At 53.5% G+C, this 22,219-nt stretch carries 26 protein-coding genes; 14 read left to right on the top strand and 12 right to left on the bottom strand.

Annotated elements, in window-relative coordinates; genetic code table 11:
• The 12 genes from EKK48_19215 to EKK48_19160 all read right to left on the bottom strand — a co-directional run.
• The coding region (locus EKK48_19215) for a hypothetical protein (protein ID RTL39328.1) at positions 1–515 on the bottom strand (515 nt) is incomplete at its 3' end.
• Between the two features lie 102 nt (positions 516–617).
• Positions 618–1,421 (bottom strand): NAD(P)-dependent oxidoreductase, encoded by an 804-nt coding sequence (locus EKK48_19210; protein RTL39180.1) that lies wholly within the window; start codon positions 1,419–1,421, stop codon positions 618–620.
• Positions 1,422–1,447: 26 nt separating this feature from the next.
• Positions 1,448–2,056, bottom strand: a complete 609-nt coding sequence (locus EKK48_19205) for an ATP-binding protein (GenBank protein RTL39179.1) — start codon at positions 2,054–2,056, stop codon at positions 1,448–1,450.
• A 219-nt stretch (positions 2,057–2,275) separates the two neighbouring features.
• Positions 2,276–3,595 carry a hypothetical protein gene (locus tag EKK48_19200; GenBank protein ID RTL39178.1) on the bottom strand — a complete coding sequence of 440 codons (1,320 nt, stop codon included), beginning with the start codon at positions 3,593–3,595 and terminating at the stop codon, positions 2,276–2,278.
• A 133-nt stretch (positions 3,596–3,728) separates the two neighbouring features.
• A complete protein-coding gene (locus tag EKK48_19195; protein ID RTL39177.1) occupies positions 3,729–3,974 on the bottom strand; it encodes a hypothetical protein in 246 nt (81 codons plus the stop codon).
• Between the two features lie 119 nt (positions 3,975–4,093).
• Positions 4,094–4,483, bottom strand: coding sequence for a hypothetical protein (locus EKK48_19190; GenBank protein ID RTL39176.1), 390 nt, complete (start codon positions 4,481–4,483; stop codon positions 4,094–4,096).
• Between the two features lie 69 nt (positions 4,484–4,552).
• Positions 4,553–5,287 carry a rhomboid family intramembrane serine protease gene (locus EKK48_19185; GenBank protein RTL39175.1) on the bottom strand — a complete coding sequence of 245 codons (735 nt, stop codon included), beginning with the start codon at positions 5,285–5,287 and terminating at the stop codon, positions 4,553–4,555.
• A gap of 107 nt (positions 5,288–5,394) precedes the next feature.
• Entirely contained in the window at positions 5,395–7,827 is a 2,433-nt protein-coding gene (locus tag EKK48_19180; protein RTL39174.1) for a DEAD/DEAH box helicase, read from the bottom strand.
• Positions 7,828–8,047: 220 nt separating this feature from the next.
• On the bottom strand, positions 8,048–8,503 hold the full coding sequence (locus EKK48_19175; protein RTL39173.1) for a GNAT family N-acetyltransferase: 456 nt from the start codon (positions 8,501–8,503) through the stop codon (positions 8,048–8,050).
• A gap of 173 nt (positions 8,504–8,676) precedes the next feature.
• Entirely contained in the window at positions 8,677–10,152 is a 1,476-nt protein-coding gene (locus EKK48_19170; GenBank protein RTL39172.1) for a phosphoenolpyruvate kinase, read from the bottom strand.
• 74 nt (positions 10,153–10,226) lie between these two features.
• Positions 10,227–11,318: a hypothetical protein gene (locus tag EKK48_19165; protein ID RTL39171.1), complete on the bottom strand. Its 1,092-nt coding sequence runs from the start codon at positions 11,316–11,318 to the stop codon at positions 10,227–10,229.
• 625 nt (positions 11,319–11,943) lie between these two features.
• The gene (locus EKK48_19160; GenBank protein ID RTL39170.1) at positions 11,944–12,210 is read right to left on the bottom strand and encodes a hypothetical protein; all 267 of its coding nucleotides are present in this window, start codon (positions 12,208–12,210) and stop codon (positions 11,944–11,946) included.
• Positions 12,211–13,658: 1,448 nt separating this feature from the next.
• Between EKK48_19160 and EKK48_19155 the strand changes: the two genes are divergently transcribed.
• The 14 genes from EKK48_19155 (at position 13,659) to EKK48_19090 (ending at position 22,182) form a co-directional block, all read left to right on the top strand.
• Complete coding sequence (locus tag EKK48_19155; GenBank protein ID RTL39169.1) at positions 13,659–13,892, top strand: hypothetical protein; 234 nt, start codon at positions 13,659–13,661, stop codon at positions 13,890–13,892.
• Positions 13,893–14,257: 365 nt separating this feature from the next.
• A complete protein-coding gene (locus EKK48_19150) occupies positions 14,258–14,584 on the top strand; it encodes a hypothetical protein (GenBank protein ID RTL39168.1) in 327 nt (108 codons plus the stop codon).
• Positions 14,585–14,607: 23 nt separating this feature from the next.
• Positions 14,608–14,904, top strand: a complete 297-nt coding sequence (locus EKK48_19145; protein RTL39167.1) for a hypothetical protein — start codon at positions 14,608–14,610, stop codon at positions 14,902–14,904.
• A gap of 70 nt (positions 14,905–14,974) precedes the next feature.
• Positions 14,975–15,883: a hypothetical protein gene (locus EKK48_19140; protein RTL39166.1), complete on the top strand. Its 909-nt coding sequence runs from the start codon at positions 14,975–14,977 to the stop codon at positions 15,881–15,883.
• A gap of 309 nt (positions 15,884–16,192) precedes the next feature.
• A complete protein-coding gene (locus tag EKK48_19135) occupies positions 16,193–16,468 on the top strand; it encodes a hypothetical protein (protein ID RTL39165.1) in 276 nt (91 codons plus the stop codon).
• A gap of 515 nt (positions 16,469–16,983) precedes the next feature.
• Positions 16,984–17,229 (top strand): hypothetical protein, encoded by a 246-nt coding sequence (locus EKK48_19130; GenBank protein ID RTL39164.1) that lies wholly within the window; start codon positions 16,984–16,986, stop codon positions 17,227–17,229.
• A 157-nt stretch (positions 17,230–17,386) separates the two neighbouring features.
• Entirely contained in the window at positions 17,387–17,632 is a 246-nt protein-coding gene (locus EKK48_19125) for a hypothetical protein (GenBank protein RTL39163.1), read from the top strand.
• 27 nt (positions 17,633–17,659) lie between these two features.
• A complete protein-coding gene (locus tag EKK48_19120) occupies positions 17,660–17,929 on the top strand; it encodes a hypothetical protein (GenBank protein ID RTL39162.1) in 270 nt (89 codons plus the stop codon).
• Between the two features lie 87 nt (positions 17,930–18,016).
• On the top strand, positions 18,017–18,259 hold the full coding sequence (locus EKK48_19115) for a hypothetical protein (protein ID RTL39161.1): 243 nt from the start codon (positions 18,017–18,019) through the stop codon (positions 18,257–18,259).
• Positions 18,260–18,421: 162 nt separating this feature from the next.
• Positions 18,422–18,835, top strand: coding sequence for a hypothetical protein (locus EKK48_19110; protein RTL39160.1), 414 nt, complete (start codon positions 18,422–18,424; stop codon positions 18,833–18,835).
• A 224-nt stretch (positions 18,836–19,059) separates the two neighbouring features.
• A complete protein-coding gene (locus EKK48_19105) occupies positions 19,060–19,521 on the top strand; it encodes a hypothetical protein (protein ID RTL39159.1) in 462 nt (153 codons plus the stop codon).
• 85 nt (positions 19,522–19,606) lie between these two features.
• On the top strand, positions 19,607–20,131 hold the full coding sequence (locus EKK48_19100; protein RTL39158.1) for a hypothetical protein: 525 nt from the start codon (positions 19,607–19,609) through the stop codon (positions 20,129–20,131).
• Between the two features lie 220 nt (positions 20,132–20,351).
• Entirely contained in the window at positions 20,352–21,533 is a 1,182-nt protein-coding gene (locus EKK48_19095) for a hypothetical protein (GenBank protein RTL39157.1), read from the top strand.
• 100 nt (positions 21,534–21,633) lie between these two features.
• Positions 21,634–22,182: a hypothetical protein gene (locus EKK48_19090; protein ID RTL39156.1), complete on the top strand. Its 549-nt coding sequence runs from the start codon at positions 21,634–21,636 to the stop codon at positions 22,180–22,182.
• Positions 22,183–22,219 lie beyond the last annotated feature (37 nt).

Below are 22,219 nucleotides of genomic sequence, written 5' to 3'. Positions count from 1 at the left end.
TGACCGATTTGAACAATTGCCAGGTCGAGACGTTCGTTTGTCTGGTCTATGCGCTGATTGGTTTGACCGATTTGAACAATTGCCAGGTCGAGACGCTCGTTTGTCTGGTCTATGCGCTGATTGGTTTGACCAATTTGAACAATTGCCTGGTCAAGACGCTCGTTTGTTTGGTCGAGTCGCTCGTTTGTTTGGTCGAGTCGTTCGATTGTTTGGTCGAGGCGTTCGTTTGTTCGATCAAGGCGTTGATTGGTTTGATCGATTCTTTCGTTTGTTTGGTCAATTTTCGCGTTGGTTTGGTCAATTCTTTCGTTTGTAGTTTCAAGTTTTTGATTGGTGTTATCGATGCGACTCGTCAGGTCGACTCGCAGCTCTTCCAATTTTTCATTGGTGGTAGCAAGGCGATTGTTTGTGTCCGCGATTAGACCGCCCAGCTTGTCGAAGCCGGTACGAAATTCATCACGTAAGACAGCAATCAATTCGTTCATGCAAGACCTCCTGCTGTTATTTAACAACATTACATACGTTGCACGAACTAAAAAAGTTCATTCAAACCAACGCTGCTCCACGAAATTAATGTAGTAGAAGATATTGCGAGGGCTATCAGTGTCGAGTCCTACTCAGAACTCGAGACCATCTTGGGGCTCGTATCCGAGCAGTGTTTTCGTGCTCTCTATGTCCCAGACCATATTCTTGTTGTCGGACATTCCATTTACAACGAAAAATGAGCCGGGCTTTTGCTGAACAGTAATTGCCTGTTCCATCAGCTGGCACAGATCTTTCGTCGATAGCCACATTCGCTTGAACCATAGGCTCGCTTCTGAGGGCAGATCTTCAATTCGATTCTCTCCGATATGATTGACCCAGCCAATGCGGATTGCAATGCAGACTCCCTTTGCGGCTTCAGCGTAACACTTCCCGAGTCTTTCGCCGCACAACTTCATAGCACCGTATGCAGTGCTATCGTGTGCCTCGCCGTCATCGGTTTTGTAACGAGTGCCCGGTCTGGGCGGGAGATTCGTAGTCAGCCATCTGCCAGTGTGGGTCTCAATTGAATAGCCTCCCATGAGATGATTTGAGCTGGCAAAAACGACCCTTGGCACATTGGTTTTGGTTGCTGCGATGAAGACGTTATTCAGAGCGTCTAGATTGGGAGAGATAAGTTCTTGCCAGGATTTGTTTTCGTGCGGATCAGCGGCGAGATGAACAACGGCATCAACTCCGGCAAACAGCTCGAGCAGTGCATCGCTCCAGGTGCTCAAATCTATAGGAATAATTTCAGGCGATTCATCAGGATCGCCACCATTGATGTCTAAAAGTCGAAGCGTGTATCGTCCATGAAGGTGTCTTCGCAGTTTCGTTCCGATGTTGCCTGCTGCTCCTGTTATAAGAACGGTCTTCCTGTTCTTGCTTGCATCGGTCATGTATGTTGCTCCGGCGAACTGACCAGTTAACTTACTGAGACAAACAAGTCGACCAAACTCTCGTAAACTGGCAAAAGTTCAGGTAGTGCGTTGTGTCTGTCGTGAATCAGCTTCTCTGGTGTATGTCGCTGAATGATTTTTTCTCTTTGCTGAACGCGTCGTATGGCTTCATCTGGAGAGCAGCTTAGATAGTGCATTTCAGTGTGGTAGCCCATGTTTTTAACGTTCTGAATGAGCTCTATATGTGATTTCGAAGTGGCACTGTGGTCAAACAGAATGTTTCTTCTGTTTTCCACCAGCGATTGAAACAGGTGGTACCCAATTGCGCGCGCCGGAAGTTCCCATTTTTGGAAAGCCTTAGCCAGACCCAATTCGGAACGGTCGCGGCAGTAACCTGAGAGCTGTTCCATCACGGTATCGAATTGCACGCATACAAAGTCGCAATTTTGGCTGATCCACTGTTTGGCATAGCGAGTTTTTCCTGCACCCGGTATACCGCAGAGATGAATTAGGCGGGGGCGATTCGAGCTTTTCGACTTTGCAAGTACGTCTGCAATCAGACCAATTGCTTCTTTTCGCAAGTCAGGGTGCACGTCTTCAAAGTTTGTCAGCTTGGGTCCGGCTATTAGTGGCATGGGCTTTGATGTATGTGGATGTGTAAGTTTGGATGATTTTGAGAGCTAGTTCAATAGTTTGTGCAGAGTCTTTCTCTCAGGTGTACTTATTTGGCTATTTTGATGCTAATAGACCGGTCTATTATAACTGCAGAAAATAAAAACTCCTGGGTATAGATGTCTTTCGCATCCATCTCGGAAGCTTGCATGCGCCCGGGCTGACCCGGGCGCATGTATGAATCAGGCCGCGGCCTTGTGGTCAAACGACAGAGCAAGCCGTTTTGCTGTTTCCAGGCGTTCTGCATGAGAGGGATGAGTGCCACCCGTGATAAACGAGATTAGCGGGTGAACCTCAGACACTTTCGTGTGGTGGTGTGGTTCTTCCGTCTCCGTTTCGACATGCATGTGGGTCGGCTCTTCCAGCTCAATTAACTCACTGAAGGCCTCAATCATTCCAGTCGCAGTTCCCATCAATTCGACTGCGTATTCGTCCGCCCTCCGCTCGATGTAGCGACAGTACCAGTTCTCAAACATTGAGAACATCGGGCTTGATATAAATGCGAGCAGCACAACTATGGGCAGCAAGACGGTTGGAGACATCTCTTCGACACGCACGCCCAGTTCAATCTGCCATAAGGCTGCCAACCCGCTCAATGTCACGAGGTGGAAGATAGCGCCCAGGAAACATCTGTTCAACGTGTCATGATGCTTCACGTGACCAAGTTCGTGTGCCAGAGCAAACTGTATTTTGGTCTCCTTGTCCAGTAAGAGATCGTCTCTCAGTCCGATGATGGTTTTACCTGCTATAGAATGAACCCAAGCGTCGGTAGCTTCTCCAAGCTCATGAGTTTTCGTGTACCTAAAAAGTTGCAGATTCTGAACCCCGCTCTTTTCAATCAATGATGAGAGAAAAGACGGAGCTTCGATCGTTTGAATGTTCTCTAGCCAGAATGCCATGCAGTTTCTGCAGAAATTGTATGAGACTCCTGCCAGGAAGAAGATTACCGTGACGGGAAGCCACCACCATTGAAGTGACATGGTGAAGACTTGCACCACGAGAATAAAGGTTACCGAGTCATGGGCAAAAGCTAGTAGATTTGTGATCGCTCTAGCCTTAAGCCAGTGCTTGAGATCGAGCTGATCTCCTTCTCTCCTCCAATCGGTGCTCAGGTCAGACGGGAGGACAAGTAGAAAGCTGCCGACCGACAGTGCGAGCGAAAACAGCGGACCCGTCCATATTCCGAAGGTCTTGAAAGAGACCATTTCAGGATAAGCATGACACGCTAATGCCAGGTTCAGCGCTAGCAGTGGCATGTTGATTGCGACAGCTCTGCCTCTGCCTGGTATAAACAGAGGCATCAGGAACATGCTGAAGACGAGAAGTCCTGAGTCCATGATCTTGTCAGCGATGTCTGGGTTTGAGCGCACGGTTAAGTTGAGTAATTTGACCGCGATGGCGAACTGGGCCGTCGTGATCAGAAAACTGGCATGTGTGAGCAATTGCTCTCTGCGTGCCAGTTTCAGATACTGTAGATAACCTTCTCCGAATTGAGTGCTCATGGGAGTTTCCTTTTTTCAAGCAATCGCCGGAAGCGATCATGTGATTAGAGAATTCCAGAGCTGCATCGACGCTGACCAAACGGCACCAAAAGTGATGCCGTTTGCAAGCGTCGATGCGCTGTTCTTCATATCGCTAGGTCTCCGAGCCAGCCGCACCGCCGTTGCGTTTTTTTTTGCGACGGCGGCGGGGAGTTTTCGTTTCGGGCTCAAATTCTGCCAGTTTGAGGGCCTCAAGATACATCGGTTTGCAAAGATGTTTGCAACGACCGCAGACATTGCTGACTGGCAGTTTAAGCACGGCTTCATCCCAGGGAGTGCCTTTGGCCGCCTCCGCTTTCAGTTCCGTATCAGAGCGAATGTTGCAGGAGCAGACAATCATTGTTGCCTCCTATGCTGCTGTTTGTTGAAGGGCGTTGTTTGTCCTTTTTGAGAAAGATTGACCCGGGCTCTTGTTGGAAGAGCCCGAGCCAATGTTTTTGGCGTTCTACCTGAGTCGGGTCAGGTAGTGCTCGGCGGCTGAGGGTCGTTGTAGTGTGCGCCAATCGACACGGAGAGGACTTGCGGCTCGCCGTTGCCGCCGGGCAGGGTGATGGGGATGTATTTGGTCGGCTTCGTTGTCGCCATAGCTTCGACCATCTGCTGGTAGTGCGCCGACGGTCCGAATTTGTCGCCGGGGATGATCTTCTTTTTCAGTTGCTCGATGGCAACCTTCAGCGTCGGCGCGATGATAACGACTGAGGCGCCGATCTCTTTGACGTGAGGATTGGCCTGGCTCGGGTAGTTGTTCGGAAGGGAGCCCTCCCAGACGAATATATGCTGCATGATCGTAGTTCCTCTGTTTGCTGTGAGATGAATTGATGTGCTGATGCGGTGGTAAACACATTTCATCGCGGCTGGCACACCAAAGGTGGTGGCAACGGGCTCTGCTGAGTCCGTCGCCGATTTTGTAAGCTTCGGTCAGCTCGCGACCGCAAGCTTCTGCTTGCTGGTCGGACGGAGCCAGAGCGCGAGCAGGAGACCGATCAGGAATCCGCTCACATGCGAAGCGTGATTGCTCGCATTCTTGACGTTCGGATCCGAGAGCAGGTCCAAAATCGTGTAGGCTTCGATCCCGAGGATTCCTACGGCCAGAATAAGGTGAAGCCAGTAGGTCTTCCAGCGCTGGGCATAGGCGACGATGAAGAAGGCGACGATCGCATACATCGCAGGCGACGCGCCGATCGTGCCCATGTTGCCGTTGCCATCGGTGTGAGCGATAAGCATCGCACTGGAGCCGATTTCGCCGCCAATGCCGCCCACGAAGAAGGCGATCAGAAGTCCTTTCCATCCATAGGCTCGCTCCACCGACGCGCCCAGAAAGGCAAGCGGATAAACGGCTTCCATCACATGCAACCAGCCGTGATGGATGAACAGAGCCGTGACATATCCGCCGGCCGCCTGCATAAAGTAGGTCGGCGAATAGAAGGCGAGCACGCGGTTCGGAACGGCCGAGAGGCTGTGCTGGTTGATGAAGAGGCTGAACTGGGCCTGATTCTCTTCCCACGGATTGAACTGAACACCGAAGCCGAAAGCCACGGCGATGATGATGAGAAGAAGGGCTGCAGTGGCCCAGGGCTGATTTTTCATCTCGTATTCCTTCCTTGTTTTGGTTTGAACTGTCTGTGACAATGCGCTCGCACAGTACGAGCGCATCCGATTGCATCAGAGCTAGATTGCGCACCCGGAGATGACCGGGGGCGGTTCCATTTGTCGTGCATCCGGTTGTATCCGGACTCGCTTAGTAATCGCGCCGGAGCGAACTAGCGCTTGCTGAAGGCTGCCGCAAGAGCCATCAGTTTCGACTCCATCGGAGTTTCCGCTGTGGCAGTCTGACCAACACGGGCTCGCCGGCTGCGCTTGTTTGACTTGTTTGACCGCGGCTTTTTTGCCGTCTTGGTTGTTGTTTGAGGCTCCTGCGGCACGCAGGCAGCGCGCCGCAATGCTTCTTGAACATCGAGAACGGCTTTTGCATCAAGCGCTCTGGAATTTTGCTCTGCCGCTTCCTGACTTGATTTGAACCAGGTAATCACCCAGGCTTTTGACTGAATCCGCAACGCCGGATACGCCAGCGCATTGGACTTCCGGTCGAAAACTTTGGGTTCCGGCAGTGTCGGCAGCGCTTCCAAGCCACGCACAGCGACCGGTCGGTCTCTGTTGATCAGCCTGAATGATTTCCAGGCTAGCTCCTTCTGCCTGGAGATGCGAGCTTGCATCTCCTCGTTCCAGACGCGTCGTCCTTCTTGATCGAGCTCACAATCGACCTCGATCTCTTCGCATTCGAGCTCATGCCCGTTGAAGAGGAGCACGTGCTCGCAGCGAACTTTCTGCCTGGACCCGTCGAAGCGATAGTTACGCCGCGACGACGCCACCATATGTGGTGCTGCTTCAATTAAGAGAGACGGGTTGATGCTCGTCACCATCGTGAGCAGATGGTGCGTTTGCTTCTTGTCTTGCTTATTGACTAGCTCCAGGTCCAGAGGTTGTCCGATCACCCAGTCAGGGCGAGCCGGGAGCCGTCGCAGAACGCTCTTATGGTGTAAGGCGCGCATCAGTGGGTTTTCCGGATTGCTGTATTCACCATCCTTTCCGACTTTGTAGAGGTGGTCTACCATTCCCGCGCAGAGAGCGCGGGCTATAGCCAGCCGGTTGCCCGAGCTGCGCGTTTTGATGCCGAGGTTCCAGCAGGCACTATCGAGCTTTTCCAACAGGTAACTTGCCTGCTGGAAGGCTTTGCCGAAGACCCCCAGGTGTTCGAAGTCGAAGATATACCCCCGCCGACTGATGGCATTGAAGACGTCACGTTCGGCGAGCGCGTCACTCATGGTTTCCCCGGTAAAGCGTTGCCAACGTCCGGTGTTGTCCCTGATACCACCCACTGTCATGCAAGCCGCGATTTTGAGAATGTCTCCGACCACTCCCAGACGTTCGGCTTCCATGACCATCCTGCCGATGTGAACGTCGACAGGCAAGCGAGCGATGCGGCGACCCATGTCGGTAACGTTGCGATTGGTGTCGAACGCTCCGAGTGCGATCAGCGACCGCTTGCCCTCCTCAAGTGCCTCTTCAGACAACTCGTGGAAGAAGGGCAGATCCGACGCATCGAACCCTGCGATAGCCAGACGAAGAATCGTTGAGCTAAGCTGAGTCCTCAACATCTCGGGCACCGGGTAGGCGTCGCGGTTCGACTCGGGACAATGACTGATGAACAGCCCTTCTCCCACGCGACCGGTGCGCCCTCGACGTTGCTTTTCCTGAGCAATCGAGATGGCTCTGATGAAAGAGCCTTCGATGCCGTTGTTCAACTCATTTCGCCGCTCCAGACCGGAATCGATTACGGCGAGGCGACGGTTCTTGTTCGGCTGCACAGTACGCCCTGTCTCGAGCGCGTTGGTGCTGACGATTACCTTGGGCCGCGCATATGTGGTCACGTACGCGAGGTCTTTCTCTTCGCGAGTCAATCGCCCGTGGAACGGGATCAACTCGGCATTCAGTCCCTGCAGCTCTTCCAGGCATTTTTCGATAGCCATCTGTGTCGGTTGGAAACAGAGGACATCGTAGCCTTTGCGGACGAGCTGCCGGATATCAGCTTCGATAGACTCACCCCGGGCACGGTCGACAATCTTGAATTGACGCCCGGGTATTTTGAAGACGGGCGCGTTGCCACGCTTGCGGGAAAGCCCTGCTGAGTCGAGAGTGGCGCTGAGGACCACGATACGCTTGAACGGGGCTTCTCCTGCTTGAAGCAAGCTCCAGGCCCAGGCTTCCAGTGTGCTCTGATTGGTCGTCCACTGGTGCAACTCGTCGATGACGAGAACATCGAAGTGATTATGACCGGCCAGGGCACGCACCAGCGCCAGACCATCGGTTACGTAGAGAATCTGCGTGTCTTTGCTGTCACGCTTCTCGGCCGCGGTGCGATAACCGACGGTGGTGCCCAGGTCAACGCCCATCATGCCGGCGACGAATTCGCTTGTGCCGACGACAGACTCGATCAGGGGTTCGGTGACGAGAACTCGGTTGCCCTGTTCAAACAACCACCATGGCACCATTGTGGATTTGCCGCTGCCGGTTTCGGCTTCGACGATGATGTAAGGCGCATTGCAAGCAAGAAATCTCTCCTTGAATTTCTCGATGGGGAGTAGTTCCTTACCAGCTCGCTTCTGCGCGCTAGTATAGTCACTGCTTGTTATCATTCCGTTTTTTCCTCGTTCACTTGATGATCGTCGGTGACGTTCATCTGTGCCGCGGAAGGCTCGGTTCAGAGACCCGCTCCAGGGAGCCAGTCGCTGAGCCGAACCTTCCGTTTCTGTTCCTCAGGCGGGCGCTTTGCGCCCGATCTGAGTTACAGCGATTCGCGTCGCAAGTGGTCTGCTCCTTATTGCGATGGACAATAAAACGGGTTCTTGGCTGTCGCTATTGCTGCGACAGCCATTCTTGTTCGCCCAGGTCGAGCGTGAAGAGCACGAGATACCCGAGTGCCTGGTGCGTAAAGCCGAACTTTGACCAGAAGATTTGTGCTCCGATGTTCGAGGGCAGCGTCGTCACATACACGCGGCGTGAAGCCCATTTCTTGCGGTAGACGCGGCGGAGTCCCGCCTGCACCATTTTGGTTGCCAAATTCTGTCCTCGTGCCTGTGGGGCGACGACCAGGTGATGAACCATGACCATGAGCCCCTCGGCGATAAAAACGGAACCGACGACTTCGCCGTTGAGAACAGCCACTTGAGCTAAACCCCAATTGCGCAAAAGAGTTCTGGTGAGAACCAGGAAGGTTTCCCACTTCTTGAAAGCGAGTCCTTCGGTGCTCTCCACCAGGCGAACGACCTGGGGAAGATCGCCAATGCGCATGGGTCTGATGATTGCAGCCATTTTAATTCCTTCCACTCTTCATGCGTACGTCGAGTGCTCCTGATTAGCCACGCATCGCTGCGTACTCTCCACGATTCATCGACGAGCGTTGAGAAAGGGAGCATGGGCACCGGGGGTGGTGTCCATGCTCATTGTCAAATCGCCGGCGGGGTTACTTCCGTCGGCAACTATTGTCAGACCGAGTTCCTGGCGCTGCGTGCATCGACGATCTGCTTGAAGGACCGAGTGCGCAGCTCAGCCCGCGTCAGCCCTGTCGTCTCCAGCACTTCTTCTTCGGTCGCAGCTCCGCAGCTGAGAGCACGCAAGAAGAAGTTGAGGAAGCCCTGACCGGTGGCGGCGTCGTCAAACGCGTTGCCGGTCAGAGTCGCCTGAGACGCCTTGTTGACGAAGCGGCTGAGCCGTTCCGTCGCTTCGGGCATGCCGCCCAGGAAGAACGCATAGAGCGCCGCATAGCGGCTCACCAGCTGAGCGGGGTTCAGGTCCCACCCCTGGTAGAGCCCCATGATGAGCGAGTCCATGACGTTGTCGTAGGCGAGTTTCCACGCCTCATGCACAACTTCCTGGTTCTTCGCCTTCTCGTCTTCGTTGAGCGGACGACCCAGGTCCTTCTCCGTGAAGGGACCGATCGGCATGGCGGTGGTGGCGCCATCCGAACACCAGACGCCCGTGCCGCTCAGCGCGGTGAGCATTACCTGTCTGGCGAAGTCACAGGCCGGGTGCCCCATCGCCTGGTGCGTGCCGGCGACGCCGATCAGCGCCGTGTAGTCATATGTGCCGAAGGCAACTCCGCGCAGCCGCCTGTCGGCCGCGTCTGCGAAATTGCGCAACGGCACATAACCATCCAGACCAATGATCGACTGCGGAGTTTCGATCATCAATTCGATCGGGATGGTGCCGAGGCGTAGCCCACTTGCGTTTTCGAGCTCCCTGAGCAACTCGACCAGAGCCGTGACCTGGTAGGTTGTGGTCACCTTCGGCAAAGTGACTACGAAGTGCGGCGGGAGAATACCGCCGGTGGCGCGCAGCAATGTCGTCACGAAGATGTCGAGCGTCCGCACCGAGCGCATCTTGAGCTCCTCGGTGAATGGCTTGATGCGGATGCCGATGTATGGCGGCAGGGTGTTGTCTGTGAGACCCTTCGCCATTTCCAGCGCAGCGCTGTGCGCATGGGCGTCTTCGTCCGCATCGCTGCGGTAGCCGTAGCCGTCCTCGAAGTCGACTCGCAGATCCTCGATTGCCGTTGCTGACTTGAGGCGTTCGACCAGACGCACATAGACTTTGTGCGGCAGGTTGAACTCCGGCGATCGAAGACTCGGGTCGTCGAGTTCAAGAAGCTCGGCGATTGCCTCATCGCTTTCGGGAATCTTCTCATACCCTGGCAGCTTGAGCGCTCTGGCCAGAACCACCCAGTTGGGCGCATAAGTGGTGAGCGCCTTCAGCCCGAGTTTGCCCAGCTTCCCGGCTGTGTCAGCCTTGAAGAGGTTCGCTCCGCCGTAGACCGTGTGAACGGGCTGATTGGCGTTGCGCTCGCCGGGATTGGCGTGCGCGAACGTTGCGTTGGTCTTCGCCAGTGTGAGAAGAACGCTATTGACTGCGCCCTCCGGCAGTGAGCCGTGCGGCGATGTTTTGTAATTGCTGGCTTGAGGCATGGATTTCGTCCTTAAGCTAGAACATTGGTTGCAACCGTGGGAGACCATTCTCCCACGGGTATTAGTCGAACTTGCTAAGCAGCGGCGGCAGTCTGACCCAGATGCTTTCTCATATGCCGCAAAGCCACTTTGCAAGCTTTTAGTTGCCTCCCTTTCACCCGATAGTCCGGCCGAATTCCGCGCTGGTCTGATTGACCATCGCCGAACCAGTGTCCGTCAGGCGCTTTGAACTTCCCGACAGAAACCCGCAGCCGGGCTCGACCTTCGAGTATGTTATGAGTGGCTTGCATAATGCCTTTACCGCTGGTGCGTTCACCGAACGACCAGCAGAAACGCGTCTTGCCACTCCTTCCCTTGAAACCATGGGCATTTTGCCGGTTCGCCAGCATAGCTGAGATGAACGTTTCGCAGCAGCTGGCAGAATCAGGACCGATGACCAGGGCTACAGGCTTATTGGCGATCAAACAACTGCGCCGCACGTACGGTCTCATCTCAACGGAGCCATCCGGTTGCGCGGCGTCCATGATACACGCATCGTTGACCAGATAGAATTCCTGCAGATTGACCCCGGATTCGCTGCGAAAAACCAGCTCTGCCAGCGGACCTTCCTCGATGAACAGGCTCAGACAGTTGATTGCACGTCCGAGCGAGCCACCTTGATTGTCGGAAAGATTCAGAATGAACCCATCACAGTCTGCGATGGTCTTGAGACCCCTTTCCGTCAGGTCTGCGATGTTGCCGACGCTGAAGTTGTTGATTGCGATGTAACCGATATTTCCCTTGAGGCGTTTTGCCACTACGTGACCGTCTGCCTCGTCACCCTGACTCGGGGCATCCAGTTCCGATGCCGGCAGAATCCGAGTGTATAGGTCGCCCAGAGATGACACCATGATTTGCGCAAATTCCAGTGCCGATTGATCGTCCGTTATGCGCTCATCGTACAGGTGTTCCCAGTGCGCCCAATTCGTCAGCCGCGGCAAATCATAGAAGTGCGCGGCGATTGTCTTCCAGATTTCATGATACAGCTCACGACCTCTGGAGCTGTTCTCGTCGTGCATAGCACCCTCCCGAGAGTTCGAGTTCCTGTGAAGCCAGGCAGCTCGATACTCAGAAGAGTAGCGATTCTGCCAGACCGAGTTGCGATAGAACAGCGACATGCTGAACAAAAGTGCTCTTGAATAAAACGCCGTTACAAGTTGGTGATGATATCTCTTGTAAAAAATTAGATGTAAGTATGTATTCTGCTTATCAGAATTGAGTGTTTGATCACAACTGATCTCGAAGGAGTTCTAAGCGGGGAGTATCACTGAGACAAAAAGTTCCTGACCAGACCTATTGAAACCAGCGCCGGATGCTCATGGAGCAATCATCTTGCTGATTTTTATGGTGTGTTTAAGGGGCAGTTACGACTTCGATTGTCGAATCACGTTCGTGCGATTATTAGACAATTTCAGGCACCGCTGGTGGTTCCGCTAAGTTGAGCAAGCTGCGCTAATTCCTGATAGCAGACGACGAAATTTGTGAAGATGCCCAATTTAAGCCTATTGGAGCTCTGCTTGGCTGCGCGAGCTATGCTAGTTGATGGTACCACATGTAGTACCAAAGCCATAAGCGGATAGCCCGAATTTCTTCGAACTACCCGCAACTGTATTTGGTGGCACTGAACTAGAGCTACCTTCATTTCTGCTGGCTGAATAGCAGAAACAGTTCAGCATCCCAAAGCTTATGAAGCGCGGCATCAAATACATATAAAATGTCTGAGACTTGTAAAGAAACGTTTGCGATCAACAGTCAGTTGTCATGCAAATGCTTGGCCTCGATGATCATTTCGCGTGCTCGGCGATTGAAGTTTTCAGCATGAATCATTTTGTCCTGAGATTCGTAGTTGTTGGCCATGCATAGAAGCAACAGAAGCAATGGACCATTAACTCCTACCAGTGCCTCTGCTCGTTCCAGAGCGTGTCTATATTCTAATTCCATGATTTCATAGCGCTGGCATTCTGCGGCCTCACGCATCTCGTTTAAATGGTGCTCTATGGTGTCTCTGCTAAAGTTCATCGTTTCCCTTAAAGTGCTAATAGAAGACAGCCTGGTGGCAGGCGTCTTCGCTTATATCCATTCTAAGCACCAATGCCTTTCGCTATGTCAGTCATACGCTCTTTCTGTAACAGTCGCTTTTCCGATTTCTGAGCGCTCGTATGATTGAATGAGTGTCTCGTGCAGCCCTTATTTTATGTGTATTTGATGTTTCCTAATTTACTGTAAGACTGCTGGGTAAGACTGTTTGCGGTCTTAAAGCGGATTTGGAAAGAAAGTTGTAACGCACCGGCGCAAAAACAAATAACAAGCGGATGATTCGGACAGGCTTCGAATCATCCGTTTTTGCTTTGGTATCGTATATGGTGCAATGGTGAGCGCGGCTAGCGCAGGCATGCGCTGCTGCGAGAATGACATTTGATGCTGTTATACGTGTTACTACGAAGGGTATATATAGCTATAAGAAGTTATTAGCCCATATCATGAGCTGTATATTCCAATACTTTAGATCTGGTATCAAAAGCTCTTAGAAGAGTACCTGTAGTTTATTCAAGAATTAGCAAATGACAATGAGTCATTTCTGGAAAGCCCCGTTCACACGGCAATATCGCAGATGCTGCGCATGTTGCAGTTGGCGCAGTTTGCTGATCGACTGTTGCCAGATTTTCGATGGAAGTTCAGGTTCAAGTCCTCTCTGACATTTTTTGCCTGGAGTCTGGTGTCGTTTTATACCGATTTTATGACGTCATAATTAGTCTGTGATCACGGTCCAGGCTGCTTCTCAGCCACTTCAATCAATCACATAAGTCTTGCGGGCGGTTCGAATCAATTTCGAGCTGCTCGTTTGTGCGTATGACACTATATTTAGTATCAACTGTAGCGAAGCTAGCGTATTCTGTAACCTGCTGTTTAAGCTGGTTTGAGTCGCATGATTCAGTTCTGATTGGTCTCGCATAACTGTGTGAATCTGTATGGGCAATTTACGCGTGAACGGTCGTTTGCTAAGTGCTAAATCTGGTGTTTTGTTGCTCTGATTTCTGTGCAAATCGGCATCACCAGCATATTTGGAGTACCCCAGAAACAGGCTCATTATCAGCTCGAGCAAATCTGTTATCGGTACTGAATGTGGTGAATTGACTCTGAAGATACTTGCATATGATCTAAATAGAAATATAAGTCTATCTCTTGACGCGATAATAACCATTTTGTTAGGCATTTAGTACATGTATATAACATCACGCAGTAGACGTACCAACGGACCAAACCAGAGACAGTAACCTCGCTGACAAAGAATTCGCAACAGTATCGGCTGTTGCCTCGCCGCACGAGGTGTCAAAAATTCGATTTCAAACAACAGGCAGAACTCGATTCGCTATGACTTTGCTGAATGGGCATGCTCGTGCTCATTCAGGAAAGTCATTCAGACTTTCCTGGTGCGACCAATATCGCGAAACTGAAAGGGCAAAACAATGAACTTCGATCTGCTGACTTTGAAGCTGGCCAAGTCCAAAGTCGATGTCGAGGGCATCGCCAATATGAGAGCCGAACTGGAACGCCGCCGAGTGTTGAAGCAGGAGCTTTCTGCAAAGGAGAAGACTCATGTGCGCAGGATCATTCGGTCGAACTTGAAGTTCGTCGACGAATCATCAGCGTTCCACAACACGCTCCAGCGTTTGCTCGGCTACGTCAAGAACAAAGCCTGACACATCAATCTGGGAACGTGAGTCTGACTCGCGTTTCGATCACATCTCCTGCAAATTCGCAAGGAGTTTGCTATGTCAGCAAGTAATCCGTCATACGGAGCACCTGCAAGGACGAGTGAAGATGTAGGCGGACAAACCACAGCCGATCCATTCAGTGAATATTGCCTGAATGTGTTGGGTGAGGATTCCGCCTGCATTGTGCAATTTTGCTCAAGCGACTTCTCGGATGAGACTATCGAGCAAGGCAAACGGCGTCTGGAAAATCGGGGTTATCTCGTCGAATTTTCCTCCGTCGGCCCCCGAAATCGATCGAATCCGAGATTCGACAGGAAGGTCAATATTTCGAAAAGGAAAGGAGCGAGGTCATGAACCCAGGTACAACACCTGCGGTGCAGGCTGCGTATGTGGCTTATACGGAAGCCCTGTCTCCCCTTACAGAGTGGCAGCGCACCGACCAATACCGCAAGGAGCAACGACTTCCCGACACTGCCGAACACCTCATCAGCGGCATGGTGATTTTTATTCGGCTCGGGAATCTGGCTCTTGCCGCCATGGACGCCGAGGGGCAGTCGCTGATGAAGAAGATGGACTACGAAGGGGCTGCGTTTATGTTCGGTGACGATTTCGATTGTCTCATGGAACGTTATCACGCCATGTACGGCAGAAACGGCAAATTCGTCAGGGCATGCTAACTCGAACAGAAGGAATTTGTGCAATGAATCTCTCTAAATCTGAAACCGAGCGCCTGGACAAGGGTCTTTTTGTTGCCGTTGTCTCCCTTATTCTCGCTCTGGGAATCAAGGGCAAAGTTACGGACATCATCGCGGCGATGGATCGCCTCGCGGTTCGGCAGATCGCGAGTCCCAGCTCGATTGGATGGTTTGACTACTTCGCCGTCGATGTTCTTTTGCCGGTGGCGATGGTGGCATACATTGGCGTGGTCGGCGGTGCGCTCTGGTGGGGCGGTCATCCCTGGTGGGAGCTGTTCGTGAAAAAATTCGAGCAGCGTTAACTGACAAATTGATGGCGGGCTCAACTCAGGGCTCGCTATCAATCACACAATTCGGCTTTGCTGAATGAGCATGATGTGTTCATTCAAGAAAGTCGACGACTTTCTGGCAAGCACATTTAAGTACTTGTCTAAATCGATAACAAAGGAGAGTTCCATGTCAAACTCGAGCCCGAACCTTCCCCAGGCGAAGTTCTCCGCTGCGAAGGGCGGTGGCGTGAAGACTTTCATCGAGTACCGCGGACTTCCGTCGCGCATTGCCTTCCCCTCGGAGAAGTTTGGTGGGCAGCCCGAGGATGGAGAAACGTGGACGTATATTGTCCTCAGCGAAAATCGCGCCAAGACGATCTGGGTTATCCGCTGCGTCGACCGTGTTTCTGAGGCGTCGCAGCCGGCATCGTCCGTCGTGACCAACCATAGCGCCGAAGTCGATGTGGAGATTCGCGCCAGGCAGATTCTGGACGAGCCTCATTCTGCCGCTCTGAAGCAGAAGACTGTGAAGCTGGGCGACTGGCGCGACTTGATGCGCAGCCGCGCTGCCTGCACGGACCATCACATCAAGGCAGTTGCCGGCGGGCTGGAACAGGTGCTGGAGATGATCGCGGACACCAGCGGAAAGGAGAAGAACGCTCGTGCATCGCTGGCTGCCATCATCACCGGCTCTGTCGAGCAAGCGCTGAATGCTGCTCGTCGAGTGATCGAGCTTCGCGCCGAAGGGAAGAATCTCAGCGCTGATGACCGTCCATTCAACGAGCACGAAAGTGAGCTGGCTCTCTGCATCGACGCCTGGTGGCGCAACGACACCCAAGCGGAAGACGGAAACGCCCTTCATGACCTGGCTAGAGTCGTCATGCGTGAGCAGATCGAGACTGTTGTGACGCTTGTCGGCGAGCTGGACGACTTCGAGTCGACCCGCCTGTCGCTGCGCAACGACCTGGCTGACCTCATCAAGGACTACGAGGATAGCCTGGCGAAGATCTGAGCAATCGGCGTCGATGTTGCGAAGGAAGTTCTCGGACTTTGTGTCGGAGAACTTCCAAATTGCGATGGTCAGAGCTCTTCTTGCGGTGTCTGAACTCGATTTCGAGTCCTAGCGAAAACTTTGATGGCGGGCTCAAAATCAGGGCTCGCCATCAATCACACAATTCGGCTTTGCTGAATGGGCATGTTGTGCTTATTCAAGAAAGTCGGGTGACTTTCTTGCTGGTTGCAGTGGCAACCGGTATTACTGGCGATGGCACTGGTGCCTCGCCACAACGAGCGAACTTCGCTCAAATCGATGGAGTGAATCATGTCAGTCATTCGCGAATTTGATGGAAACATGCTCGAAAAGTACGGCATCCTGAGTCCGGCAGTGCCGAATCCGAATGGCGACAGGCGGCACATCGTTGTCAGCCCTGTTTCGCTGGCCGGTATGGACCACGAAGCTCGGCTGGGACTGCTTGAGGTCGCGTGCCTGCAGGGAGGTGCGATGGAAATGTTGTCGACCGAGAGGTACAGGCAGCTTTACATCCGCACCACGAGGCGCAGCGCCTCCAGTCGCCGCGTCCACCGCGCGCGCGCGTAAATCATGATACGGGGCTGGCTTGGCCAGCCCCGTATCTCCCAGTTATCGCTTTCATTGCTGAATGAGCGTATGTGCGCTTATTCAGCAGCGAATGCTGCAGTTAAGGAGAAATGCTATGAGCAATTCAGTTCCGAAAAACAAAGCAGATCGGGCGGATAAGAATCGTCGTTTCGATCCGACTCGCTCGAAAACTCGCAAGCGCCGTTCCATCGAATTGCGCTTGCTGAGGCGGACGCGTCAATGCAACTAACCTGATCAACTTCTCCGGGACTGCGCAATCAGTCCCGGAGTTCCTAACCATTTCCCCGATCCGCCCTGTCATATGACCCTGGCGGTGGGGCCTCTCTGTCGAAAGGAGGTGCTGGTTGGTCCAGGAGGGACCAGCGTGACTTATGGAAGTCGCGCGTAGGCTTATTTGATCGAGTCAAAAAGGCTCAATCAAATAAGTCTAGGCTGGGGAGTTTTTCGACTCCTGCGAAAAGCGAAAGCTTCTTCGTGGAATTTATGAGGAGCATATGATGCGAGACCTCATCACGACTTACGAATCGAACGTGGCAGTAAAGGCGCTCATGTTTCTGTTCTTCAGCAAATGGGCTGCCGGCTTCGGCTGTGTCTATCACTCGGTGCTGGCGGTTATGGCGTTCCAGTCGGGCGGAATGGCAATGGCGATGCCCTCTGTTGGTTTTATCGCTTTCAATTCGCTTCTGCTGGTGCGTGTCTTGCTGGGCAGCAGGCAAACATTTGTGCAGTGCCCTGCTTGATTGATTGAGATCTGGGAGAAGGGAGCGAAAGTTCGCTTCTCCCACATCGACTTTGCTGAATGTGCATCATCCTGGTGGTGCGCATTCAAGAAAGTCGTTTGACTTTCGCGGACCCATCGCTGTGATGTGTTCGTTCTTCGCAACAAAAGAGGATGATATGACTAGTTTGCATGCTTGCGCCGCCATGCCCGAATTGTGGCAGATGGCGATTGGCTTGGTTATCGTCGTAATCGCCCTTTACGAGATGGCTGATTGCTCGTTCGGGTACATCGCTCTGGTTGTGGTGATGGGTTTCGCCATGCCGGCGTTCACGCACGACTATGTCTACATGGGCGTTGCGATTATGTTCTCTGTCGTGGTCATTCGGATTATGCGCTGGTTTCTGGCGCGTTCGAAATCGTAACCGGTGTATGGAAAATTGGAGCATCAAATGTCGAAGAAAGCTAAAGCGCCCACTACTATCAGTGGTGCTCATGTGCAAGATATGGCCCGGTTGGCATCTGTCGCCGGTAAGGGCCCCAACGTCAAACAGGCTCGCGGCGCTCACGGCGGCGCGAAGCGCGATCAACATCGGCAAGCTCGTCAGAATACGAAGCAGCTGATGGCGCTGGTTGGCGCCGGACACGACTTCGATCAGCTCTCGCCTCGTAAGAACAGGAAGGGCAAAAGCAGCATGATGCGAGAAGATCGAAGCAAGTAGTTCGACTGCCAGTCTTCAACACGATGTCGGGACCGGTGCATCGGCCCCGACATCATTTTTCAACCAACGTTAAATCAGGAGACGATCATGAGCTTGAAGGACAAGAAAGCAATTCGCTTCGCCGACCTCGATCCGGGGTTCTTCTTAACCACCCCTCGTGCGCGAGCCATTTACGAGGAGGCGCAATGGGACTTCAAGCATCCGCGCATCGCGCGGGTCAAAGGCTGGATGCGCAAGGCGAGGCAGGCTTCGATCTGGTTCGCTGTGCTTGCGGTGTTCGACGTCGTATTCGTCTTCACCATCGGCGGCGCCAAGATTCCGCTTCTGTGAACACACAATTTTTGGGGTCGGCAATCGCCGGCCCCAGTCATAAGTGCGATTTTGCTTAATGTGCATCAAAACCTGGTGTACATTCAGGAAAGTCGAGTGACTTTCCGCTCTGTAAACGACTGACACTAGAAGGTGTTAGTCACTCTGATAAGGAAGATGCAAATGTCGAGAAGCACATCTCGTCCGCGTCGGTCGCAACCGCATATCGCCAAAGCCGGTCTGCCAGTCGATGCTTTGTCGAATCAAGAGTGGGTCGCCGAAGCCAATTCGACGGTTCATGCGAAACACGGGTCGGTCGTTGTTGCCCACCGTGGTTCTCAGGTTTTCGCCGAGGCTGGCTCTCAGGTTCATGCCGAAGCCGGAGCTCACGTAATTGCCTACGCCGGTTCCAAGGTTTGGGCGGAGAGCGGTTCAGTAGTGTTTGCGAAGTTTGGGTCGACGGTTACTGCCGGTGACAAATCGAAAGTCTTCGCTGAGGCTGGTTCGCATGTTACGGCTGAGAAAGGCGCAACGGTCTTTGCAGCCAATGATTCGATCATCACCAATCGTGGTGGCACAATCATTCCGCGCGCCTAGCTTTGACAATCTGAACAAAATCTGGTCATGCAAGCTCAGGCTTGCATGACCGGTTTCCCGGCTTTGCTGAATGCGCATAAGTGTGCGCATTCAGGATGGTCGGCGACTATCCACGCCAGACGTAGAGGGAGATCATAAATGCCGTAAATCCGAATTCAGTGTGACAAGAAACAGCTCGGGTCGGCTCTTCGAAACGACCCTACACCCCAAGAAACGGATTCGACATGAACGAAGTTCAATCGAAAAATTATCTGCATGCTCGTCAGGGAACCAAACTGGATGTCGGAATCGACTATGTGGTTTGGGCTTACAGCGGGTCGGTGGTCTATGCCAGAAGCGGATCTATCGTCTATGCCTACAAAGGTTCCAGGGTCTATGCTTATGACGGTTCGATCGTGTATGCGTACGAGGGATCGGAAGTCTTGGCTGCTGGTACAGCTGTCGTCAATGTGGCGGAGTATGGAGCCTACGTTGAAGGCGGCGATCGCACAACGCTCCGCCTTGGTTGCGGTGTCACCGCGCTTGTGAAAGCACGGGCTAACGTGCACTTGCAAGACGCACACCTCGTTACCCTCGGGTCAGGCTCCCCGGGACGCTCACTTAGCGTCGTCTGCCGCGCTGGTTCCATCGTCTACGGCGGCATAGGCAACACGCTTTATGTTGAGCGTGGAGCTATCTATTACTAGAGAAGCTCAACCAAGAAGATGAAAGAGGGTCGAGCTCTCTTTCATCACCTTCACCTCAGATGCAAAACTCGCCAAGGAAAATGCTATGAACAGCCTTCAATTGTTTCTCGCCCACAACCTCGGTTCCGTCTCTATCGGCGCGGTGATTCTCGGTTTCGTGATCGGCTTCAACCTGGTCGCGGCGCTTTGGGTTTCTCTCGATGGTCCGAATTCTTCCAAACGGTCCAATGCGGGCAACTGGATCATCACGGCGGTGCTGTCGAACCTGGCAATAGCTCTGATCATGCTCTCGCCCGACCCGATGCAGGTGTTCATAATGGGGTTGATCGGAGGCTTCGTTCTGGTCGGCGCTGCCATCGGACTCTTTTTCTGTGGCAGCGAACCCTGTTCGGAGCTGGCAGATTTCGAGCCTTGGGCTCGGCCGTTCGAGTCCAACGCGGGCGGCGACCTGCCTCCCCGCCCGCACGGAATGTCGCTGCGCCTGACTGGTCCGCAGAAAGAAGCGTTGCGCCTGCCTGGTCCGAGCCCCAAGGCTCTGCCCTTCATTCCGGCGTCCGCTGTCGATTCTGGCTCTCAGGCGTGTGGACAGTCGCCGATTTGTCGCAAGTAGTTCCGGTGAGCTGGAACTGACGCAACAGCTTCGGCTATGTCGAGTAATCCTGCCGCACCATCCTGCGGCAGGACCGGTGAAATTCCGAACAGGTCAGACAGGCATGGGTCTCTGACCGGCGCATCGTGCAAGCGCTTAACCGCAACACCTCGCGCCTAAAGGTGGTGTCAATTACCAGAGACTGAACTCCTCTGGTGCATCCTGAAATCTGGAGCAGAATATGAAAAACCTCATCATCAGCATTGTCTCTCAGTCTGCCACCGTGCCTGCCACCGTTCTGGGCATTGGGAAGAAGACGAAGACCTTGCCGAGGTCCAAGTTCACCAGAAACAAGCTGAGGGAGCGTATTCAGGAACAGGAGCTGGACGCCGAGATCGCTGAAGCTCTTGCCAATTTGCACAATCCTGAGCCCGAATATGCGGACGATTATGACGACCGCGATTCTGAACTCTGGGACCCCTACGTCGAGGAGCGCTGGGATCACTGGCGCTACGGCAGCGGATTCACTCACTACTGCGGCGACCGCCGGTGGGGGGATGGTTGGCGATATGCGTTGGAGCGCTATGACGATCTGCATGACAGCGATGACGACTCCCGTGATCACGAGTCGTGCTTCGATGACGACACCGACTTCGAAGACGACGACTTCGATTTCGATCCGTGCTACGACGATCATCCGCGCTGCTACAACTCGGAACTGGCTTCGGTCTCCGAGACCGAGTCGGCGTCGGCGTATGGTTCCTCGGAAGCTGGAATCTCGCTCGCGGATGTCCTGCTTGAGGCGCTCGGGTTGCGGGCCGCGATGCTCGTGGACCCGCGGCGCGAGTTCGATCCTGACTTCGGAATCAACAGCTGGTGGGATTATGTGCCCTATTGCGACCCCAGCTCGCTCTTGGTGCCGAGCCCCATCTACGATCGTCTGCGTTTTTCGACCGAGCGTTTCGTGCGCCTGCCCGGGCGCAAGGAGCGTTTCAAGAAGAACAAGGAACAGCGTGGCGGCAATCGTCGCGCCTACGTCGATAGGTGGAGCAAGCGTTGGGTCGACGGCGTTATGGTTTCGGATAAGAATGCTGACGGCAGCCGGCGCATCGTCAAAGGCAAGCGCAGTGCCGAGTGTGTGGAATATTCCGACTTCTTTCGGGATAAGCGAAACGACTGGTCGCATCGCGACATGGCGGAAGCTCTTCTCGAAGCCACCGATCAGGACATGGCTTGGGACGGCAAGAAGAAGCGCAATCGCCGTGGCGGCCGCGGGTCGAAGCCTCGTCACAGCGCGGCTTCGATGTACAAGGTGACTCTGGTCGACGCTAGCAGGGCGCGTAAGCGCCTGGGCGATCTGGGCTTTCAGGTGGAGGATCTGAACGCTCATGTCCGCAGTGTTCTGCTGAAGAAGAAGGTCTGACGCAGGACGCATCAAGAAGTCGAAAGGCGGACTTAACGAGTCTGCCTTTCGGGCATTCAAAGCAACTTCATGAATTCATCATGGACCATTGGAGAGAAGTATGACAAAGGAAAATGTCACTACAGGCGCCACCGCTGCCGAAAACGTCGGTTTGCAGCAGCTGGTCGTTCAGCTCAATGTATTGCGCCGGCTCGGCTGTGCCGTGGTTGACAATCGCGGTCACAGAATCAATGGCGTCGTCCTGAATGGAGCCGATCGTGTGAGCCTTGTTCAGTCGATCGCATCACAGACCGGCATGGTCATCATCGAAGAAAGCGCTCTGGTGTTTTCCACCACCTTTCGCGGCTCACCTCGGCTGAACCCAGTCAAAACGGCATTCGAGAACGCCATTCGGGTGAGCCGGCGATTGCAAACGCCGGTGCTGCTGTATATTCAGAACTTCGAGGAGATCGGCTCGCGGACAGCGACTGGCTTGTCGGAGAGCGACTACTACGAACTCGGAAACAAAATGCTTGACGAGCTACGCAAGCTCGATTGCAATGACGAGAACAAGGTTTTCGTGGTCGTCTCCAGCGCCGTCGAAGTTGATATGCCTTTCACTGTGGCTGGTCGGCTGCCGCGTCTAGAGGCATTTTGCGCGGACTACTGATATCGGTTCGGGCAAGAGTCCCAAGCAATCAGCGGCG

It is taken from the genome of Candidatus Melainabacteria bacterium, assembly GCA_003963305.1.
Taxonomy (GTDB): domain Bacteria; phylum Cyanobacteriota; class Vampirovibrionia; order Obscuribacterales; family Obscuribacteraceae; genus PALSA-1081.
The sequence above is the reverse complement of the archived record's forward strand: the minus strand, read 5'-3'. Positions and strand labels throughout refer to the sequence as shown.

Excerpts from the sequence above, each read along its gene's own strand:
- EKK48_19210 (RTL39180.1), bottom strand. The coding sequence starts at position 1,421 with ATGACCGATGCAAGCAAGAACAGGAAGACCGTTCTTATAACAGGAGCA.
- EKK48_19205 (RTL39179.1), bottom strand. The coding sequence starts at position 2,056 with ATGCCACTAATAGCCGGACCCAAGCTGACAAACTTTGAAGACGTGCAC.
- EKK48_19200 (RTL39178.1), bottom strand. The coding sequence starts at position 3,595 with ATGAGCACTCAATTCGGAGAAGGTTATCTACAGTATCTGAAACTGGCA.
- EKK48_19195 (RTL39177.1), bottom strand. The coding sequence starts at position 3,974 with ATGATTGTCTGCTCCTGCAACATTCGCTCTGATACGGAACTGAAAGCG.
- EKK48_19190 (RTL39176.1), bottom strand. The coding sequence starts at position 4,483 with ATGAAATGTGTTTACCACCGCATCAGCACATCAATTCATCTCACAGCA.
- EKK48_19185 (RTL39175.1), bottom strand. The coding sequence starts at position 5,287 with ATGCGCTCGTACTGTGCGAGCGCATTGTCACAGACAGTTCAAACCAAA.
- EKK48_19180 (RTL39174.1), bottom strand. The coding sequence starts at position 7,827 with ATGATAACAAGCAGTGACTATACTAGCGCGCAGAAGCGAGCTGGTAAG.
- EKK48_19175 (RTL39173.1), bottom strand. The coding sequence starts at position 8,503 with ATGGCTGCAATCATCAGACCCATGCGCATTGGCGATCTTCCCCAGGTC.
- EKK48_19170 (RTL39172.1), bottom strand. The coding sequence starts at position 10,152 with ATGCCTCAAGCCAGCAATTACAAAACATCGCCGCACGGCTCACTGCCG.
- EKK48_19160 (RTL39170.1), bottom strand. The coding sequence starts at position 12,210 with ATGAACTTTAGCAGAGACACCATAGAGCACCATTTAAACGAGATGCGT.
- EKK48_19155 (RTL39169.1), top strand. The coding sequence starts at position 13,659 with ATGAACTTCGATCTGCTGACTTTGAAGCTGGCCAAGTCCAAAGTCGAT.
- EKK48_19150 (RTL39168.1), top strand. The coding sequence starts at position 14,258 with ATGAACCCAGGTACAACACCTGCGGTGCAGGCTGCGTATGTGGCTTAT.
- EKK48_19145 (RTL39167.1), top strand. The coding sequence starts at position 14,608 with ATGAATCTCTCTAAATCTGAAACCGAGCGCCTGGACAAGGGTCTTTTT.
- EKK48_19140 (RTL39166.1), top strand. The coding sequence starts at position 14,975 with ATGATGTGTTCATTCAAGAAAGTCGACGACTTTCTGGCAAGCACATTT.
- EKK48_19135 (RTL39165.1), top strand. The coding sequence starts at position 16,193 with ATGTCAGTCATTCGCGAATTTGATGGAAACATGCTCGAAAAGTACGGC.
- EKK48_19130 (RTL39164.1), top strand. The coding sequence starts at position 16,984 with ATGATGCGAGACCTCATCACGACTTACGAATCGAACGTGGCAGTAAAG.
- EKK48_19125 (RTL39163.1), top strand. The coding sequence starts at position 17,387 with ATGACTAGTTTGCATGCTTGCGCCGCCATGCCCGAATTGTGGCAGATG.
- EKK48_19120 (RTL39162.1), top strand. The coding sequence starts at position 17,660 with ATGTCGAAGAAAGCTAAAGCGCCCACTACTATCAGTGGTGCTCATGTG.
- EKK48_19115 (RTL39161.1), top strand. The coding sequence starts at position 18,017 with ATGAGCTTGAAGGACAAGAAAGCAATTCGCTTCGCCGACCTCGATCCG.
- EKK48_19110 (RTL39160.1), top strand. The coding sequence starts at position 18,422 with ATGTCGAGAAGCACATCTCGTCCGCGTCGGTCGCAACCGCATATCGCC.
- EKK48_19105 (RTL39159.1), top strand. The coding sequence starts at position 19,060 with ATGAACGAAGTTCAATCGAAAAATTATCTGCATGCTCGTCAGGGAACC.
- EKK48_19100 (RTL39158.1), top strand. The coding sequence starts at position 19,607 with ATGAACAGCCTTCAATTGTTTCTCGCCCACAACCTCGGTTCCGTCTCT.
- EKK48_19095 (RTL39157.1), top strand. The coding sequence starts at position 20,352 with ATGAAAAACCTCATCATCAGCATTGTCTCTCAGTCTGCCACCGTGCCT.
- EKK48_19090 (RTL39156.1), top strand. The coding sequence starts at position 21,634 with ATGACAAAGGAAAATGTCACTACAGGCGCCACCGCTGCCGAAAACGTC.